Raw genomic sequence first — 17,499 nt, 5'->3', positions numbered from 1 at the left:
TCGCAACGAGGACCGACTGCCCCCGGCAAGCCGTTCCGCTTGGGGCGCACCCGTGGAGCGACCTCTCAGCGCCCCCAGCAGGGTGACGACAATTCACATGCTCGGCCAGGCATTCAAGAGCTCGTCCAAACTCGTGCGCTGGCGACCAACAGGCGCAACGCAACAGGCCGGCCGCGCATTTCTCAAAACCAAAGCCGGCCACCTTGTCAGAAACCTGAATTGGCCGTTCCACTTGATCCTCCACGAGCCCACAAAGAGGCCGCAGATACACCATCTGGCGACCTCTTTTTCGCTTACCGAAGATCAGCCTAGGCGACGACGGCGCCGGCTTTCAAACTGGTGAGAAGCTTGATGAGGGCCTGCGCACCCGCGGTGGAAGATGCCGGGTTCTGCCCAGTGATCAACATGCCGTCGGTGATAGCGAAGCTCTCCCAGTTCGCCTTCTTCTCATAGAGACCGCCGAGACGTTTGAGCTCGTCCTCAACAAGGAAAGGAACGACCTTCGTCAGTTGCACTTCCTCCTCTTCGCCATTGGTAAAGCCTGTCACCCGCTTTCCCTTGACGATCGGAGCGCCTCTATAGGTGACGCGGTGAAGCACGGCCGGCGCGTGGCAGACTGCCGCCACCGGCTTGCTGGAGTTGTAAAAGGACTCGATTAGCTTGATGGACTCCGGGTTGTCCACGAGATCCCACATGGGACCGTGCCCACCGGGATAAAAGACGGCGTCGAAATCTTCGGAACGGGCTTCGCTCAGCTTCTTGGTGCTCGCAAAAACCTTCTGCGCGGCCTCGTCGGCCTTGAACCGCGTCATGGCGGGCGTCTGATTTTCCGGCAGATCGCTCTTCGGATCGATCGGAGGTTGACCGCCTTTGGGGGACACGAGTGTCAAGTCGACGCCTGCATCGCGGAAGACGTAATACGGTGCGGCGCCCTCCTCCAGCCAAAAACCAGTCTTGCGCCCTGTACTTCCGAGGGTGTCGTGCGAGGTGAATACCATGAGGATCTTCATGCTTAGGCTCCTTCCACTTTTCTGAATTTGCAGCCGATCGGCTGCACGACTGGAAGCATGTCTTGGATCAGCCGGATTTGCATGTGCACGTTAGTATCGCCGATACCTTGGTATTGGTGGGCCTACCAGACCGAGACGTGTGTGCCTATCAGAGCTCGCCCGTCAGGAACTGCGCGCTGCCCATGCCGAACGACCAGTCCTCGTCCGAGTTGATATGCAGAGAGACCATCACGTCAGATGGCGCCACGTCGCAGCGAGCCTGGAGCGCACGCGTGAGGCTTGAATAGAAGGCCACCTTGGCATCTCGAGACCTCGGGCGGCTGGTTATTTCGAGCAGTAGGAACTTCTCGGTCCGGGTGATGTCGAGCCCAGTGTCAAGCGCGCGAATATTCGACGCCTCGTGCTCTTGAAGGATCTGGTATCTGTCTCTCCGCGGAACGCCGAAAGTCTCTACGACGACGTCGTGAATGGTATCAAGCAGCACGTCGACCTCCTGTGGCGAACGACCTTTCAGGATATGGATTTTGACGAGAGGCATGGGTGTCTCCAAAATTGCCGAAAACAGTGTCGCTGAGAACTGTCCTCCTGCTAGGGGGCCAAGGCTATTGCACGATGGTATTTTCGACGCCTCGACGGCACGGAGAAGCGATGGCGGATCCTTGCCGCAGCACCAGGCACGCCGGCTGGCTGGGATGAACCCACTTCGCTCGCAGCATGCTCCGCATCCTGTTTGCCGAGCTGAGAGCTTCGGCTCCTTGCGTTCAGTTAGATCCGGCCGGCAGCGAAAAACGCACACGCCGCCGGTGATCACCGGCGGCGTGCATATTCTTCCTCTGGAATACCGTGAGGTCAGGCTTTGCCTTCAGCCTTCTTCTTCCGATATTGGACGGTTGGAAGGCCGCCCCAGCCCCAGTTGTCCAAGTCGACTTCCTCGATCACCACGTAAGTCGACTCCAGCGGCTTGTTGAGGACGTCGAGCATGACCTGGCTGACGCCAGCGATGATTGCGGCTTTCTCCTCGGGAGTTACCGACGCGCGATCTGGGGTCGTGCCCTCACGGGTTACTTGCACGGTGACTATGGGCATTTGCTATTCTCCTTGTTCGATGACTTCGTCGATCTGCTAGGCGGCCATTGCAGCGAGGTGCTTCTCAAGTTCGTCGACATGCGCATACCCAGCGCCGACCTTGCTGAGAGTTCCAGCCTTGTTCAAGAACAAGGTCGGGAAGCTTGAAACACCCATTCCTCGCACCGTCGCGAAGTCCGTTGCGGCTTCTTCGATCGTGCTACGCTTATTCCATTCTGCCAGGAATTCCTCCGAGCTGACGGGATGACCGAGTTCAGCGAGCGCGCGAGAACCGGTCTCAGCCAATGTGGCTCCGTCCGTCGTGTCGAGCGCGTCGACGTAGAAGGCATGCTGGAATGCCCGGAAGACGCTCAGAAGATCGGCTTCCGGCCTAATAATGCGGGCGGCCACCACCGCACGGCACACGGGTTCGGTGTCGTAGACGAAGCCCTGTCTGGCAAGAAGGCCTTCTCGGTTGAACGGTACGCCGCTGGCTTCCTCGACCTTGGCCCAGTGGTGCAGTCTGAACTGTTTGCCCGCGTCATCGAGAACGTCGGTCGCGCCCGCGCGCAATCCACCGAGGAGGATCTTCAGGGATAGGTCCGGACGCCGCTCAAGCAGCAGCCCCATCTGTTTGCCGAATCCATAGCACCACGAGCACATCGGATCGGCGGCTAGTACAAGTTCCATTGTCTTTCCTTTCACTCGCATGCAGAACGCGCGGCGTATCCACGCCACGCGCCCGCGTGATATTCGAGACCTACCAGCGGCCGGCGTTCTGGCCACCGTCGACATGGAGGATCTCTCCAGTGACGAAGCTTGCGTCTTCGAGGTAGATCACAGCGTCGACAATGTCGCTGATCTCGCCCATGTGGCCGACGGGATGCAGCGCGGAGAGGAATTCGTGGGTCTCTGGAGCATGCATCGGGGTCTTGATGATGCCAGGAGACACGGCATTCACCCGGACGCCCGTCTTGGCGAACTCGATCGCCAGTTCCTTCGTGACGGCGTTAAGACCGCCCTTCGTGAGCGAAGCAAGGGCCGTGGGGACGCTCGACACCGGCTGGTTTACGAGGCTGGTCGTGATGCTGACAATGTGGCCGGAGCCCTGCTTGAGCATCTCCCTCGCAGCCCGTTGCGTAATGTGGAAGAAGCCCGAAACGTTCACGCCGAAGTTCAGATCATAATCTTCCTGAGTGAAGTCGACGAACGGCTTGGCAGTGAAGACGCCGGCATTGTTCACCAACGTGTCGATCCGACCGAAACGGTCAATCGCCTCGCGGATGACGCGCTCTGCGGTCTCGGAGTTTGAGATGTCGCCCGCCACGGCATGTACGCCATCGTCGGACCCTTGTTTGATTGAACGCGAGGTAGCGACGACGTGGTAGTTCCGCGCGCGGTAGGCGCGGACCAGACCTTCACCAATGCCCTGCGATGCACCGGTGATGACGGCGACCTTCTGCTGATTGCTCATGATATACATCCTTTCAATTGCATCGGTCCTTGTCGGGCCGCCCGTCGCCCTCGGCGTCGGTGCTATTGATTTAGATGCTGTCGACCATCGGGAGAATTGCCAGGCGGCGGCAGTCACTGAACCGTTTTTCGGCATAATTGTTAGCGCGCTCGTCGGCGGCCGTGGACCAGCTCGCTATCCCCACACCGCCTTAGTTAGCTCCTTCGTAAATGCGGTATCTCCCTTGCGCCCCGGCAGGCGGGTCGTGATCTCCTGAACAGTCCACTCGTTTCCATCCGGGTCATGAAAAATGAAATACGATGCGTAGCTTTTCCGCTCCGGATTTAGTCCAGCCGTGATGCCCACGCCGTTGGAATGATGAAAAATTCCGCCGACGTCATGAAATGGCTCGCTCGTTTCGACGCCTCGAGATAGGAGATCGCTACGTGCTGCCGGCAGATCCGAAACGACCAGGTGCAATCCCCGCGATGAACCAGAGGGGGCCGTAATTATATTCTGCCCGAACATCACGGAGCATCCAGATCCAGGCGGAGTGAACTGCACGATGCGGTAGTCGTCGCCTTGAAAATCAATATCGAAACGCCATCCGAGAGCTGCATAAAAAAGTTTGCTTCGGTCGACGTCGGAGACGGCGATCACCGCAAGCTCGAGTGTCATCGCAACTCCCGAGAGGGACTGCGGGGCTTCCTTGCTGGATGGTCTCAGTTCGCTATCCATATCAGTGCTCCTTTGAGATGGTCGCCGACGGATCCTAAAGGTGGCGACACGCGTCCCAAGCTTATGAACTCGCACCACGCCTGCCATTGCACTTAGGTATCGACGGCTTGGAAGCGGCCAGGACGCCGTAGGTTGGATGTACGACACTATCGTACCGTAGCCCCGTCGAGCCGAGGGATTCATCATGAGCCTCCCTGCGTAGCGCCAAAGGGCTGCGACGAAACCCAACGCGGCACCGCAAGAACAGGCGAGACAAATGTCAAACACGAAAATAATAGCCGAACCGTCCGAGCCTCCACTCAGCACCGCAGGAGAACTGCACGAACGAGGCAGACACCTCGGCCTCGCGATCGAGGCTCTTCGCACCAAGGTCAGAAACAGGGAAGCCACAGGCTGGTTTGCTTACCAGCACGAAATGGCACGTGACCCAGAGCAACGTCCCTCGTAAAGCTGTCCGAGCATTCACGACCGTCGCTTGAGGCAGCGAACGTCCAATACCAAAGTGCACTTATGCGGGCTGCGTGAACGAGTTAGCTTTACTCATCGCCCCACCCCTCCAGGGCGAGAAGCTCTCAGGAGCACAGCGCTCCAGCACTCCTCCCCTCTGTTGGAGCGCGCGGATCCTCCAAGGCTCCGCCAAGGCCGTCTCCACCCGCCCGGAGACGGCCTTTTTTTGAAGTCGAACTTCCTAAGCAGGCGTCGCGTGCGCTCACGCGGATCTGGCGACCAATATCTATCAGACAAACCACCAGCGATGAAGGAACTGTCATGAAGAACAACCGTCCGGATGGAATCGAACGTTACGACCACCCGGCTGGCGGCTGGGACGCGCTTAAGGCCGTCGTGAAGACGCTGGCCCACCAGCAGATCGTCGCGCAAGGCAGCAAAACTCTACTCAAGGCCAACCAGCCGGAGGGATTCGACTGCCCAGGCTGCGCATGGCCCGACCCCAAGCACACGTCGTCGTTCGAATTCTGCGAAAACGGCGCCAAGGCGATTACGTGGGAATCCACCGCGAAGCGAACCGACGCCGAGTTCTTCAGGCAGCATAGCCGGTCCGAGCTTTGGACGTGGACGGATCATGAGCTCGAAGACGCCGGCCGCCTGACTCTGCCGTTGTGGTACGACCAAGGCACCGATCACTTCGAACAGATCGCGTGGGATGCGGCATTTGCGCTGATCGCAGCCGAGTTGAACAAGCTCGACGATCCGGACCAGGCCGAGTTCTACACCTCCGGCCGTGCCTCGAACGAAGCAGCGTTCCTCTATCAGCTATTCGTCCGCGCCTATGGCACCAACAATTTTCCCGACTGTTCAAACATGTGTCACGAAGCCACCAGCGTGGGGCTTCCGAAATCCATCGGCGTCGGCAAGGGAACCGTCACGCTCGAAGACTTCGATCATGCGGACGCGATCTTCAGCTTTGGGCACAATCCGGGCACGAACCATCCGCGCATGATGACGACATTGCATGAGGCGGCGCGCCGAGGCGTTCCAATCATCGTCTTCAACCCATTGAAGGAGCGCGCGCTTGAGCGGTTCGCCGCGCCTCAAGATCCGGTAGAGATGGTCACCATGTCCTCAACGCCGATCGCTTCGGCCTACCACCAAGTCCGTGTCGGCGGGGATTTGGCCGTTTTGAAAGGTATGATGAAGGCGGTGCTCGAACGCGACGCGGCAAGTCTCGCTGCAGGCGGCATTGGCATACTTGATCGGCCCTTCATCGAAGAACATACCTCTGGCTTCGACATCCTACGTGCCGATATCGATGCGACCAGTTGGCAAGAGATAGTCGCGATCAGTGGCCTAACCCGGCAGGCCATCGAGAGCGCTGCCGACGTCTACGCGAACGCGAGGAACGTAATTGTCTGTTATGGCATGGGCATCACACAGCACGCCAAGGGCACGTACAACGTCCAGCACATCGCGAACCTCCTGATGCTGCGAGGAAACATTGGTCGAGAGGGTGCGGGAATCGCGCCCATCCGAGGCCACTCCAATGTTCAAGGAGATCGGACGGTAGGAATAACCGAAATTCCCAACAAGGCGCTACTCGATGGCATGGAACGCGCCTTTGGTTTTCGCCCGCCGAGCGACAAAGGTCACAACGCGATCGAGGCCGTTGAGGCCGCCATCGATGGCCGAGCGAAGGCCCTGATCTGTCTTGGCGGCAACCTCGCGGTCGCGATGTCCGATTCCGGGGCCACATTCTCGGGAATGCGGAACCTCGATCTGGCCGTCCATATCGCAACGAAGCTCAACCGTTCCCATCTGCTGACCGCGAAGACCACTCTCGTTCTGCCGTGTCTAGGACGGACGGACCTCGATATCCAGGCATCCGGCCGCCAGGCGGTCACTGTCGAGGATTCGATGTCCATGGTTCACGCTTCGCGAGGGTTTCTTCACCCACCTGGCGAACTTGTCCGATCCGAGCCGGCAATCATCGGAGGGATTGCAAGAGCTACGCTTGGTGACCGATATGGCATAGACTGGGAGGGCATGGTAGCGGACTACGACCACATCCGCGACAAGATCGAGGAGGTGTTTCCCGACTTCTACGAATTCAATACTCGCGTGCGCAAACCGGGCGGCTTTAGACTTGACGTCGCTGCTTCATTTCGCCGGTGGAACACGCCTGAGCGAAAGGCGAAGTTCCTCCCGTCTCCCGGTCTCTCCGAGGATACGCCCGCCGAGAGCGAAGGCGCCTTGATGCTGACGACTATTCGAAGTCACGATCAATATAACACCACCATCTACGGATTGGACGATCGTTATCGCGGCGTATTCGGTCGGCGCGACGTGGTTTTTATGAATGCGGAAGATCTCGCGGGTCGAGGCCTTAAGGACGGCGATCGCATCGAGGTCCGAGGGCTCATTGGCGAGGTTGATGACAACCATCTCGTTAGCGGTTTCACGGCGGTAGCCTACGACATTCCGAAGGGTTCCATCGCGGGCTACTATCCAGAGATGAACGTCGTCATCTCGCTCCGACACTTCGATCGCCAGTCCGGTACGCCGTCCTACAAGGGAGTGCCAGTCAGGGTGAAACTCGCAGATTGACAAACACCGAGACGGCTAGAGGCGTCAGTTTGTAGGCTGCCTCAAGACCCGCGAACCACGCTGATCGCGAGTAGGTGCCTGAGCCTCTCTTGCTCGGTCACTCCGTTCTGGTACCACCAAAGAAGGCCCCTCGCCGCATCCTCGGCTTCGGGGCTTTGTCTATCGTACTGTCGGTTCTCGCAATGCTCCTTGAGCAGACCACGCATCATGGACACGTGCTCCGAGCTTAGCACTGCCCCGCACATGCTGTAATGCAGCTTCATCATATCGGCGCCCTTGATACTATAGGTTATACAGGATTCGACGGATTGCAGCCGGCCCACACTGGTGAGCACGTAGAGAGCGATTTTTCCCCGCCTAAACGGGATTCACCGGACTGGGCAGGTACCCAGACGCGGATCGGAGCCGCTGGCCGCTGTATCGACACCAGGGCGCCAACCAGAGCTGCCATTGCGAATAAGATTGCGACGCCTGGGAAGATACTGCCCGACGGCTTGCGGTTCCTGTGAGACATAGTGTTCTCCTGACACCCGCCGACAAACGGCCTGGCTAGGAGCCCACTATGGCAACCAGCAGAGAGGGAAGCTGTTGCACATAGGTATTGCCAATACTTTCGTATTCCCAGGCTTCGTCAGCGAGCGGGCAACAACGTGGCCGTGCAGTTTCGAAGCCGCGTCGAAGCATCAGTCAAAGATCTACGAAGCTCATTGCTTCGCGCCGAGCAACCTCTTCGCCTGCAAAAGTCGAGGGGTAGACAGTCCTTCGCGGAACCGCTCGTAGACGGGACGAAGGATTTCTTGTGCCGCTCGAAGATCACCGCGGCTGGCCAGATATTCCGCGTAGCTCATGCCCGCTGTAAGTTCCCAATACAAACCGCCTTGAGCGGATGCTCTTAGGCCAGCCTCCCGAAAGAGGTCTACGGCTAAGCTCTCGTTCGCACCTTGTGCTGCGATGATCTCGCCTTTCTTTCGTAGAAGTTCGGGCATTATCCAGCGGTAGCTTTTTTCCACTGAAAATTTCTGTGCTCTGTCGATCTCCAAGAGCGCCTCGTCCAGACGTCCGGCCGCCTGCAACGCGGCTGCGAGTTCACACATGAAAAACGGATAGAACAGTAGATACGAGGATTCTTGCATGTCTCGAATGCCGGCTTGAAGAGCGTCGATCCCCTCCGCGGGCGAGCCTGAACGCGACGCCAGGCTGCCTCGGACGCATATGCCAACTGCGTAGAACGGTTTCAGACCATGCTGTAGTGCATGTGCAGTGAGTTCTTCGCCCCAGTGGCGTGCTCGCGCTTCGTTGTCCAGACTGAGTGACACGAAGGCGGACGCCCAGGCCAACGCGACGCAAAATACGAATGGTTGCTTGGTTGCACGGGCTTCATCGACTGAGTCTTCGGATGCTTGAGAAGCCACCTCCAATCGGCCCAACGAGATCAAGTTGACGGTGTCATGAGCCATTGAGGACGTCCGAATGTCCGCCCCGAGCCTGAGCATATCCGTACGACGATTGTTGGGCGGCGAATTCCTCGCCGCCCAATCAAGTCGGTCATGAGCTTCCACGTGGTGAGCCTGATAGGTCTGCGGGATGCCCGACAGCCAAGCTGCCGTGGCGCGTGACCTCGCATCGCCTCCGCCAGCGCCTTTCCCGTATTCTTGCGCGTAAACAAGCGCATCATCCAACTCCACCGATCGAGCGCTAAAAAGCCAGAGGGCGCAAGTAACGCGTTGCCGGTAGTCCTGGTCATCCAACGTTTCAGCGAGTGTTAGGGCGCGTGCGAGCACCGCTCTACCTTGCTCGCTCATACCCTGCGTATAAATCATCGCGAAGCCCAGGGCGCACTGTAGGACCAGTTCCGTACGTCCCCCCTCCTCTCCTTCGAGGCAGGAGAGCGCCTTTTTAGCCCATTCGCCTGACTCGGACACGAGCGAGGTCGCGGTCCAGAAATCGGAGGCAATTGCGGCGAGGCCTGCTCCGAGCTTTCCATCGCCCTCTGGAGAAAGCGCCCAGGTCAAAGCGGCTCGGAGATTATCGATCTCTCGGCGATACGGCCCCAGACCATCGATTGCCGACTGCAGCGAGTCTTCACTCGAAAATGGCTGAAATAACGAATGGAAGAAGGCCGTGGTCCGCCTCATCGTCATTCGATAGTCGGTGCCCCCTCCAAGCTTTTCCAGCGAATAGACCCGCACCGTCTCCAGAAGACGCCACCGCGGGGCTGCCTCCGTTCCGTCGAAGGTCACCAACGATTTCGTGACGAGGTTCGAGAGCCCGAGTGCGGTCTCTTCCTCGTCCTCCCCGCTGGCGGCCATCGCGGCCTCCAAGGTAAACCCTGCGGGATATACGGAGAGACTGTGCAGAAGGCGACGCTCTCCTTCGGGCAATAGTTCATAGCTCCAATCGAGCGCGGCCCGAAGCGTGCGGTGTCGAGGCAAGGCAGTACGGCGTCCGCCGGTCAGAAGAACGAAACGGTCATCCAATCGGCCGGCGATCTGTTGAAGCCCCAACGTGGCAGCACGGGCGGCGGCGAACTCTATGGCCAGGGGAATTCCATCCAGATGCCGGCAAATACCCGCGATAATCGAGACCCTGTCCCTGCTCGTCGTAAAGTCGGACTGCAACGCCCTCGTTCGGGCGACAAACAACTGAACCGCACTGTGCGTTAACGGATCACCAACCTTTTCGTTCGCGGGCACATCAAGCGGGGGAACACGATATGTAAACTCCCCCTCGATCCTGAGAAGTTCCCGACTCGTTGCGAGAACCGAAACGTTCGGGCAGGCGCGCAGCATCGCCTCGACCATCTCGGCAGCTGCATCGACAACATGTTCGCAATTGTCGATTAGAAGCAACATTTTCCGGTTACCAATTGCCCGCGCAACGAGCTCGGCAGAGACGTCGTCGCCTTGAAGGCGCAGATCGAGAGCCTGTGCAAGTGTAGTGGGAACAAGATTTGGATCCGAGAGGGAAACCAGCTCCACAAAAAATGCATCCCCATCGATCGTCGGCTGCAGGCGGCGGGCGACTTCGGACGCGAGCACGGTTTTCCCTATCCCACCGGGTCCCGTCAGGGTTACAATTCGATAGGCCGACATGAGCGTCACGATATGAGAAATTGCAGCCTGACGGCCGATCAGCTCGGACGCTGCCGAGGGGATGTTAGTAACAAAATCCTCTCGTTCGCTCGACCGCACGAGCGTGGCGGACGTCGGATCGGCAAACCGCTTTTCGGGTTCCGTCCACTCGCCGAGTAGTCGATATCCGCGACCGGACACGGTACGCAGCAAGTCTCGGTCCTTTCCAAGCGCGCGCCTTATTGCAGAGATATGAACCTGGAGGGTGTTGTCCTCGACGACCATTCCAGGCCAGACGCGCTTCATCAGCTCGTCTTTCGTGACGATCCTACCCGAAGAAACTGCAAGTGTTTCGAGGATTTCGAACGCGCGACTGCCGAGCGGTACCGGAGCGCCCATCGCACGCAGCTCTCGCTTTTCGAGATCAAGCTCCCATCCGGAGTGCTCGAAGAGGCCTATCTCAATCTGTCCCAAAGCGACCCGAATCTATCTGGTTCAACCGCATCGATAAAATCACAGAGGGGCAGATTGCGCCAAGGGCACTTCAACAACTGGTAAGGGAATACTTCAGCTTTTTTCAGGATCTCTCACACCACTTAAGTCGCGAACGCATGCGTGCCGGTTTAAAAATCGCGGAGCACCTTCATTACGAGCAGCGTGAAGCATTCATAACAATCTCCCAGCCGCAGCACGTCGCGTGCACGATCGATGAGGACGAATGGCATGTTCCCCACAAAAAAACCGACTGATCTCTCGACAATGGCGACAACACTCTACAGCGATGCTTTGGTCGCCGTATTGGATAACGGGACCGAATTCGATCCCAATTTGCATCTACATATTTCGGGCATGGGCCGGCGACTACAACGGTTCACCTCAGCGCACGACTTGCTCAGCGGTGCCCAATCTGGACGCTTCAACTGCATCCTTGTTGACGCAAGCATGGCCGATCTGCCGGTTTCAGATCTAGCGCGATTGATTTGTTCTTACGCCGTGCACTGCCCAATCATCGTCGTCACCCCTAGCGGCAGTCCGGCCACGTCTGTTGCCACAACCAGATTCCGGGTGACCTTCCTCCCCAAGCAGGATGATCCCGCCGTAATTGCGGAGGAGGTAAACGCATCTATTCGTGCGTTCAACGAGGCGAACCGTTTGGAAGCCTATTTTCTCACGCTGACACCGCGAGAACGGCAAGTCATGAAGTTCGTGGTGGAAGGCTTGCTGAACAAGCAGGTGGCCTTCAAGTTGAACATTAGCGAGATCACCGTCAAAGCTCATCGTGGCCGGCTAATGAGAAAGATGAACGCCAGAACACTTCCTGACCTTTTGTATATGGCCGCAAGGCTCGGCCCCGCGTCAGGCTCCGTCGCGAACGAACTTTCGGCGTTCTGAGGCGCCGCAGCGCCTCCATGTTTAAGCACGAGCCGTAGCTGACCCGACACCATTGGACAGTAGCGCATTTCTGCCACCTGTCTGAAATGGACTCGCAAGGGCCTGTCGTGCGGCAGGCATTCAACAAGCGATCTTTGGAGACACAGCCATGAGCAACTCAAACAACGCGACCTGGACACGCCGCTCCTTTGGCGGAGTGGCACTCGGGCTGACGGCCGCAGGAATCCTCGCAGGGCGCGTCGAAGGTGCCGAGCAGATCAAAGGGCCGGTACGGCACAAGGGTATGTGCCTGGTTGCCGACAAGCGTATCGACGCCGGAGACCTGAATGTCGGATACGCCGAGCTCGGTCCTGAAGACGGCTCGCCCGTTATGCTGTTCCACGGCTGGCCCTACGACATCAACGCCTTCGCCGGGGTGGCGCCTTTGCTCGCGGAGCGTGGTCATCGTGTGATCGTGCCGCATCTGCGCGGATACGGCAGCACTAGATTCCTGTCCGATGACACTATGCGGAACGGCCAACAGTCGGCGCTTGCTGTCGACGCCCTCAAGCTGATGGACGCCTTGAAGATTGAAAAGGCGACGGTCGCCGGGTTCGACTGGGGTGCGCGGACCGCCGACATCGTCGCAGCGCTCTGGCCAGAACGATGCAGGGGTTTAGTATCCGTCAGCGGCTATCTCATAGGGAACCAAGCTGCTGGAAAGGCGCCCCTGCCCCCAGCCGCGGAGGTTCAGTGGTGGTATCAGTTCTACTTCGCCACGGACCGCGGTCGCGACGGCTATGAAAAATATACGAACGACTTCGCCAAGCTGATCTGGCGTCTCGCCTCGCCGCAGTGGAAGTTCGACGACACGACCTTCGATCGGAGTGCAGAAGCATTTACCAATCCCGATCACGTCTCGATCGTCGTTCATAACTACCGCTGGCGGCTGGGCCTGACGGAAGGTGAAAAACGGTTCGACGAATTCGAGACCAGGCTTGCGGCCGGTCCCGAGATCCATGTGCCGACGATCACGATGGAGGGCGACGCCAACGGAGCGCCTCATCCGGATCCCAACGCCTACGCCGCAAAGTTCAAGGCGAAATACGAACACCGTCTCGCGGCGGGCGGGATCGGCCACAATTTGCCGCAGGAGGCGCCCGAGGCGTTCGCCAAGGCGGTAAGAGATGTCGATTCCTGGGCGTGAGCAACCGGGGTCCCGACGCGCTCAATTATCGAAAAAATCGATGATCTCCATCCGAAAAACCACACTGGCGAGGCATCGCCTAGTCGTGAGATGGGAAGCGCTTCCGCCGGGAAGGCGTCAGAACGCCGTGGCTCCGGGTGCGAGCTCCTTGAAAGGATTCAACTTTGGAAATCGGTATCGATAGTTTTGCGATGCTCCTGCCCGACTCTGACACGGGTCGCCTGCAGTCGGCCGTCGATCGAATGGAGAGCGTACTTTCCGAGGTGGAGCTGGCGGACCAGGTCGGTCTGGACGTCTTCGGAATGGGCGAACACCACAGGGAAAACGCGCTTGATTCCGCGCCCGCCGTGATACTTGCCGCAGCGGCGGCGCGCACCAAGTCGATAAGGCTGACGAGCGCCGTCGCCGTCCTTAGCGCCTCCGATCCCGTCCGGCTTTTCCAGGAGTTCGCAACGCTGGACCTGATATCCCGCGGACGAGCGGAGATCGTGGTCGGTCGTGGCTCTTCCGTGGAGGCCTATCCCCTGTTTGGCTTCGACCTGAGGGACTACGATGCGCTGTTTGCGGAAAAGCTGGACCTACTGCTCAAGATCAGGGAGCAGCCCAACATCAAGTGGCAGGGCCGGTTTCGTCCTGCGATGAATGGCGAGGGTGTCTTCCCTCGTCCGCATCAGCCCAAATTGCCAATCTGGCTTGGCGCTGGCGGCACGCCCGAATCCTTCGTCCGCGCAGGGACTCTCGGCCTCCCGCTGATGGTGGCCATCATCGGAGGGAGCTTCGAGCGCTTTCTGCCCCTGGTCGAGCTCTATCGTCGAGCATGGCTCGTCGCCGGGCATCCCGCTGAAAACCAGCGGATAGGCGTCCACGCTCTTGGCTTTGTCGGAGAGACCGACATGGCCGCAAAGAAAGCGTTTTTCCCCGGCTGGTTCCAAATGTTCACGGACGCCGGAAGAGAGCGCGGCTGGCCGCCGCCGACGCAGGCTCAGTTCGAGCATATGTGCGGGCCGGGTGGCGCGTTCCTCGTCGGCAGCCCCCAGACGGTGGCTGCCAAGATATCCCATGTTAACAGAACGTTGGGAGGAATTGCTCGCATCACCTTTCAGATGAGCACCGCCGCGCTCGACGCGGAAGCGATGCGTCGTTCGATCGAGCTGCTGGGAACCGACGTCGCGCCTTTGGTGCGTGGACAGCTTCGCGACTAGCGGGTGCGCGTCGCGCGGAGCGCCGACGTTTGCCGGCGCCCCATCTCTTCAACCGAAGATCAGTTTCTGATAGGCAGCCAGCATCTGCGGATCCTCGACGGACCCATGATGGTGAAGCTGTCGCCAACCGCCGTCCTTGCGTACAAACCACCGGGTCGTCCGGAAGGCGACATCAAGCGTCTCTGTCGCCGTCTGACATACTCCGCGTTCGCGGCCGACGAACAGGTGCCACTCGTCGCCGCCCTGGCTCGTAAAGTCGTGGAAGGTCACCTGAACCTTCGTTTTTCCCTTGAAGAGCTTTGAATACCCGTCGGCGATCTGGTCCCAACCGCGGCGGATGCCGCCGATCGGATTGTCCATGCTGGGATCCGAGCCGCCGAGCCAGACCTGTTCCAGCCCTTTGAGATCGCCAGCGTTGAAGGCTCGATAGAATCGTATCAAAGCATCCAAGGCGGTTCCATCGTCCTGCGCCGTCTCGCCGCCGTTAACTTCTGTGAGATGCCGGTCCATTGATTTTCTCCGTACTTCCTCAAAGGTGGCTGACGCACTTGGAAAGCATGTAACTCTCCTCGTACTGGCCAACTTGGTTTACCCGTCTCTACGTCAGGGCAGCATGCGCAATCGATACCAACCCTTCTATTGTACGATGGTGTCGAGCATAAATTTGGAGATACGCGACGATCGCATCGGAGAAGATACAACCGCGTGATTTTCAAGTGGGACGGACCGAGCGCCCTGCGGTCCTCGCATTCCGCTCGCTTGGAAACAGCAGGATCATCGCAACATAGATCGCGGCGCCGACTACGAGCGCGATGCTGGCGACGGCAAGCGCGAGATCGAACCCGGCGTCTACGTTCACCACATGCCTCATGATCACTCCTACGGCAGGCGGCCCCATGATCTGTCCGATCGCGAACACCGCCGTCAGCAGTCCCATGTAACGCGCGTGGTGGCTCGATCTGATCCGCCTAACTTCGTTCATGGCGAAGAAGCTGATCGCAGTGAACGGCAGGCCTACGAGAACGCTGCTGAGTGCAAGACCGAAAGCGTCCTGCCAGATAACCGACAGCCCCACCCCGACCGCCTGCACGAGGTATGCGGCAATCAGATGGAGCCGCACGTCGGCGCTATGCGGAACGCGCGCCGCCAGCAGCGATCCGACGACTGCCGCGACCCCGAAAAGCGGCCAGAAGACGGTGAGCAAGGGTGAACCAGGAATGCTGTTCTTCGCGATCACCGGAAGATAGGTCGCCGTGACGATGTAGCCGAAGCCGGCCAGCCCGTATGCGATCGCAAATAGAGGCATTTCCGATTTCGGCACCTTGCCGGAGGCGCGCGTCGGCGCCCCCACCGAATAGGCGTCGGATGGCTTCGCGCTCTCGCCGAAGGTCTTCCAGATGATCCCGCTGATCGTGGCGGAGATCGCGGCGAATATCAGCCAGGCGGTGTGGCCGGACAGCCCGAGAATGGTCATCCCGCTGGCGGCCAGCCCGGACACGGCGATGCCTGCGCCGGGTCCCGTGAATATGGCGCTTCCGATCGAGCTGCCGGTTCCCGAAAGCTGGGCGAGACACCAACCGGAGGTGAAGACGAATCCGATCGCCGAAGCGACGCCCGCCAAGAACCGAAGAGCGACCCAGGCCTCGGCATAGGGCACTGACATCAGAGCCGTAAGCAGAACCGTGGCCACCAGTGTCAGGCGTATGACGAAGGTATGGTCCCACCTCTTGGGTACTGCCATCGCTGCCAATGCACCGACCAGGTAGCCGACGTAGTTGGCAGTCGCGAGTCCTCCGGCTCGCGAAAGATCAACGACGCCGTCGTGTAGCATCATCGGCAGAATTGGAGTGAATGCGAACCGACCGACGCCCATGGCGATGGCGAGGGACGCCGATCCCGCGAGCACGACCACATATGGGCTGGGGCTGTGTTTAGACATGACGCTGTCCTTTGTTCGATTGGAGATATGTCGCCACGAATTCGCGCGACGGCTGCTCCCCTTCAGGTAGATTGGTCGAGGTCTGCGTGAACCGTCAGTCTGCGGCAGGCTGTCTGCCGGGATCCGGAAGGATCTGCGGGATGCCGTCAGGTAGGACTGCGGCGTGCGATAACGTCCAACGCGGATTGGTAGAGCTCTCGCGTCAATTCCTCGGCACCAACTTTCAAAGCAAGACGGGAGGCCTGCCCCGACCAGAGGTTCGTAAAATCGTTCCTCGACTCCGCCTCGGCTTTTGCTCTGATGGGAACGAGAGCTCCTCCGGCAGTTGGAAATGCGGGCACGGCATCTGAGATTGGACCTAGATCGCGCATCAGACGGTTTACGATGCCTCTCGCTGGACGGCCGGTAAAAACGTTCGTTATCGCGGTGCTGTCGTCTCGGGCCGAAGCCAGCGCCTCTGCCTGAACTGCGGGAATCCTCGCCTCAGGGCAGAACAGGTAGGCTGTCCCGACCTGGACGGCGGAAGCTCCGAGCATCAGGGCGGCGGCGACACCTCTCCCGTCGGCGATCCCGCCGGCGGCGATGACCGGCACCCGCACCGCGTCGACCACCTGGGGCAGGAGCGCCATGATTCCAACCTGTGTCGTCATGTCCTGGCTCAAAAAATTCCCGCGATGTCCGCCGGCCTCGAAACCCATGGCGATGACCGCGTCGACGCCGTTTTTTTCGAGCCAGACGGCCTCGGCCACGGTCGTGGCGGATGATATGATCTTCGCGCCTGTCGCCTTCACACGCTGCACCAGTGACTTTTCGGGCAACCCGAAATGAAAGCTCACGACCTCCGGTTTCAACTCCTCGACCACCTCGCAAAACGAAGAGTCGAATGGTGCACGGCCCGCCGCGGCGATCGGCGCGGCGGGGTCAAGTCCTGCGTCTACGAAGTAGGGCGCGAGCAGGGCTCTCCATCGCATCTGCGCTGCCACATCTTCGGCGGGGGAAACATGTGAGAAGAAGTTCACGTTCACAGGCGCGTGGGTAGCGCCGCGGATCTCATGGAGGGCCTGACGCAGCCCCTCGACGTTTAACTGAGCGCTTGGGAGAGATCCCAGACCGCCGGCCTTGGCCGCGGCGACGACCATTTCGACCGTCGTGGCTCCGGCCATCGGCGCCTGGATGATGGGAAGCTCGATTCCAAACAGGTCGAGAATTCGGCGATCCGGCCAGCGGGTCATGTGGACTCCTTGTCATGCGTGACGTTGCAACGCTGATACCTCCGGCCACTGACCCGCGTCTATTGGACCTTGGTGTCCTGAAGAGCGACCCAATCCGAAGGTATCGGGAACACCTTGGTACAATATCGGGGCCCGATTTTCGGCGCGATTG

Annotated in this window: 14 protein-coding genes; 4 read left to right on the top strand and 10 right to left on the bottom strand. The window is 59.4% G+C overall.

Annotated elements, in window-relative coordinates; genetic code table 11:
* Positions 1-308: 308 nt before the first annotated feature.
* From AC245Y_RS29495 to AC245Y_RS29470, 6 genes are all read right to left on the bottom strand, one after another.
* Entirely contained in the window at positions 309-1,010 is a 702-nt protein-coding gene (locus AC245Y_RS29495) for a type 1 glutamine amidotransferase domain-containing protein (protein ID WP_012763340.1), read from the bottom strand.
* A gap of 148 nt (positions 1,011-1,158) precedes the next feature.
* The gene (locus tag AC245Y_RS29490; protein ID WP_012763341.1) at positions 1,159-1,548 is read right to left on the bottom strand and encodes a tautomerase family protein; all 390 of its coding nucleotides are present in this window, start codon (positions 1,546-1,548) and stop codon (positions 1,159-1,161) included.
* Positions 1,549-1,859: 311 nt separating this feature from the next.
* Positions 1,860-2,096, bottom strand: a complete 237-nt coding sequence (locus AC245Y_RS29485; RefSeq protein ID WP_012763342.1) for a tautomerase family protein — start codon at positions 2,094-2,096, stop codon at positions 1,860-1,862.
* A 36-nt stretch (positions 2,097-2,132) separates the two neighbouring features.
* Positions 2,133-2,765 (bottom strand): DsbA family protein, encoded by a 633-nt coding sequence (locus AC245Y_RS29480; RefSeq protein ID WP_017996532.1) that lies wholly within the window; start codon positions 2,763-2,765, stop codon positions 2,133-2,135.
* A 70-nt stretch (positions 2,766-2,835) separates the two neighbouring features.
* Positions 2,836-3,549, bottom strand: coding sequence for an SDR family NAD(P)-dependent oxidoreductase (locus tag AC245Y_RS29475; RefSeq protein WP_012763344.1), 714 nt, complete (start codon positions 3,547-3,549; stop codon positions 2,836-2,838).
* Positions 3,550-3,723: 174 nt separating this feature from the next.
* Positions 3,724-4,266: a VOC family protein gene (locus tag AC245Y_RS29470; protein ID WP_017996534.1), complete on the bottom strand. Its 543-nt coding sequence runs from the start codon at positions 4,264-4,266 to the stop codon at positions 3,724-3,726.
* Positions 4,267-5,034: 768 nt separating this feature from the next.
* Here AC245Y_RS29470 and AC245Y_RS29465 point away from each other — a divergent pair.
* On the top strand, positions 5,035-7,326 hold the full coding sequence (locus AC245Y_RS29465; RefSeq protein ID WP_017996535.1) for an FdhF/YdeP family oxidoreductase: 2,292 nt from the start codon (positions 5,035-5,037) through the stop codon (positions 7,324-7,326).
* A 704-nt stretch (positions 7,327-8,030) separates the two neighbouring features.
* Here AC245Y_RS29465 and AC245Y_RS29460 read toward each other — a convergent pair.
* Entirely contained in the window at positions 8,031-10,871 is a 2,841-nt protein-coding gene (locus AC245Y_RS29460; protein ID WP_017996537.1) for an ATP-binding protein, read from the bottom strand.
* Positions 10,872-11,120: 249 nt separating this feature from the next.
* Here AC245Y_RS29460 and AC245Y_RS29455 point away from each other — a divergent pair, with 249 nt between their 5' ends.
* The 3 genes from AC245Y_RS29455 to AC245Y_RS29445 all read left to right on the top strand — a co-directional run bounded on the left by AC245Y_RS29455 (position 11,121) and on the right by AC245Y_RS29445 (position 14,177).
* Positions 11,121-11,789: a response regulator transcription factor gene (locus AC245Y_RS29455; RefSeq protein WP_017996539.1), complete on the top strand. Its 669-nt coding sequence runs from the start codon at positions 11,121-11,123 to the stop codon at positions 11,787-11,789.
* A gap of 148 nt (positions 11,790-11,937) precedes the next feature.
* Entirely contained in the window at positions 11,938-12,975 is a 1,038-nt protein-coding gene (locus AC245Y_RS29450) for an alpha/beta fold hydrolase (RefSeq protein ID WP_017996540.1), read from the top strand.
* Between the two features lie 164 nt (positions 12,976-13,139).
* Positions 13,140-14,177, top strand: coding sequence for an LLM class flavin-dependent oxidoreductase (locus AC245Y_RS29445; RefSeq protein WP_017996541.1), 1,038 nt, complete (start codon positions 13,140-13,142; stop codon positions 14,175-14,177).
* Positions 14,178-14,225: 48 nt separating this feature from the next.
* Here AC245Y_RS29445 and AC245Y_RS29440 read toward each other — a convergent pair whose 3' ends face one another.
* The 3 genes from AC245Y_RS29440 to AC245Y_RS29430 all read right to left on the bottom strand — a co-directional run bounded on the left by AC245Y_RS29440 (position 14,226) and on the right by AC245Y_RS29430 (position 17,348).
* The gene (locus AC245Y_RS29440; protein ID WP_017996542.1) at positions 14,226-14,687 is read right to left on the bottom strand and encodes a YybH family protein; all 462 of its coding nucleotides are present in this window, start codon (positions 14,685-14,687) and stop codon (positions 14,226-14,228) included.
* Positions 14,688-14,889: 202 nt separating this feature from the next.
* Positions 14,890-16,116, bottom strand: a complete 1,227-nt coding sequence (locus tag AC245Y_RS29435; protein ID WP_012763354.1) for a YbfB/YjiJ family MFS transporter — start codon at positions 16,114-16,116, stop codon at positions 14,890-14,892.
* Between the two features lie 146 nt (positions 16,117-16,262).
* Positions 16,263-17,348 carry an NAD(P)H-dependent flavin oxidoreductase gene (locus tag AC245Y_RS29430; RefSeq protein WP_017996544.1) on the bottom strand — a complete coding sequence of 362 codons (1,086 nt, stop codon included), beginning with the start codon at positions 17,346-17,348 and terminating at the stop codon, positions 16,263-16,265.
* Positions 17,349-17,499 lie beyond the last annotated feature (151 nt).

This window comes from Rhizobium sp. SRDI943, assembly GCF_057653695.1.
The sequence above is the reverse complement of the archived record's forward strand: the minus strand, read 5'-3'. Positions and strand labels throughout refer to the sequence as shown.

What these genes read in the sequence shown, in the direction of transcription:
- AC245Y_RS29430 (WP_017996544.1), bottom strand. Translation starts at nt 17,348, where the DNA reads ATGACCCGCTGGCCGGATCGCCGAATTCTCGACCTGTTTGGAATCGAG.
- AC245Y_RS29435 (WP_012763354.1), bottom strand. Translation starts at nt 16,116, where the DNA reads ATGTCTAAACACAGCCCCAGCCCATATGTGGTCGTGCTCGCGGGATCG.
- AC245Y_RS29495 (WP_012763340.1), bottom strand. Translation starts at nt 1,010, where the DNA reads ATGAAGATCCTCATGGTATTCACCTCGCACGACACCCTCGGAAGTACA.
- AC245Y_RS29450 (WP_017996540.1), top strand. Translation starts at nt 11,938, where the DNA reads ATGAGCAACTCAAACAACGCGACCTGGACACGCCGCTCCTTTGGCGGA.
- AC245Y_RS29490 (WP_012763341.1), bottom strand. Translation starts at nt 1,548, where the DNA reads ATGCCTCTCGTCAAAATCCATATCCTGAAAGGTCGTTCGCCACAGGAG.
- AC245Y_RS29455 (WP_017996539.1), top strand. Translation starts at nt 11,121, where the DNA reads ATGTTCCCCACAAAAAAACCGACTGATCTCTCGACAATGGCGACAACA.
- AC245Y_RS29485 (WP_012763342.1), bottom strand. Translation starts at nt 2,096, where the DNA reads ATGCCCATAGTCACCGTGCAAGTAACCCGTGAGGGCACGACCCCAGAT.
- AC245Y_RS29465 (WP_017996535.1), top strand. Translation starts at nt 5,035, where the DNA reads ATGAAGAACAACCGTCCGGATGGAATCGAACGTTACGACCACCCGGCT.
- AC245Y_RS29470 (WP_017996534.1), bottom strand. Translation starts at nt 4,266, where the DNA reads ATGGATAGCGAACTGAGACCATCCAGCAAGGAAGCCCCGCAGTCCCTC.
- AC245Y_RS29440 (WP_017996542.1), bottom strand. Translation starts at nt 14,687, where the DNA reads ATGGACCGGCATCTCACAGAAGTTAACGGCGGCGAGACGGCGCAGGAC.
- AC245Y_RS29480 (WP_017996532.1), bottom strand. Translation starts at nt 2,765, where the DNA reads ATGGAACTTGTACTAGCCGCCGATCCGATGTGCTCGTGGTGCTATGGA.
- AC245Y_RS29475 (WP_012763344.1), bottom strand. Translation starts at nt 3,549, where the DNA reads ATGAGCAATCAGCAGAAGGTCGCCGTCATCACCGGTGCATCGCAGGGC.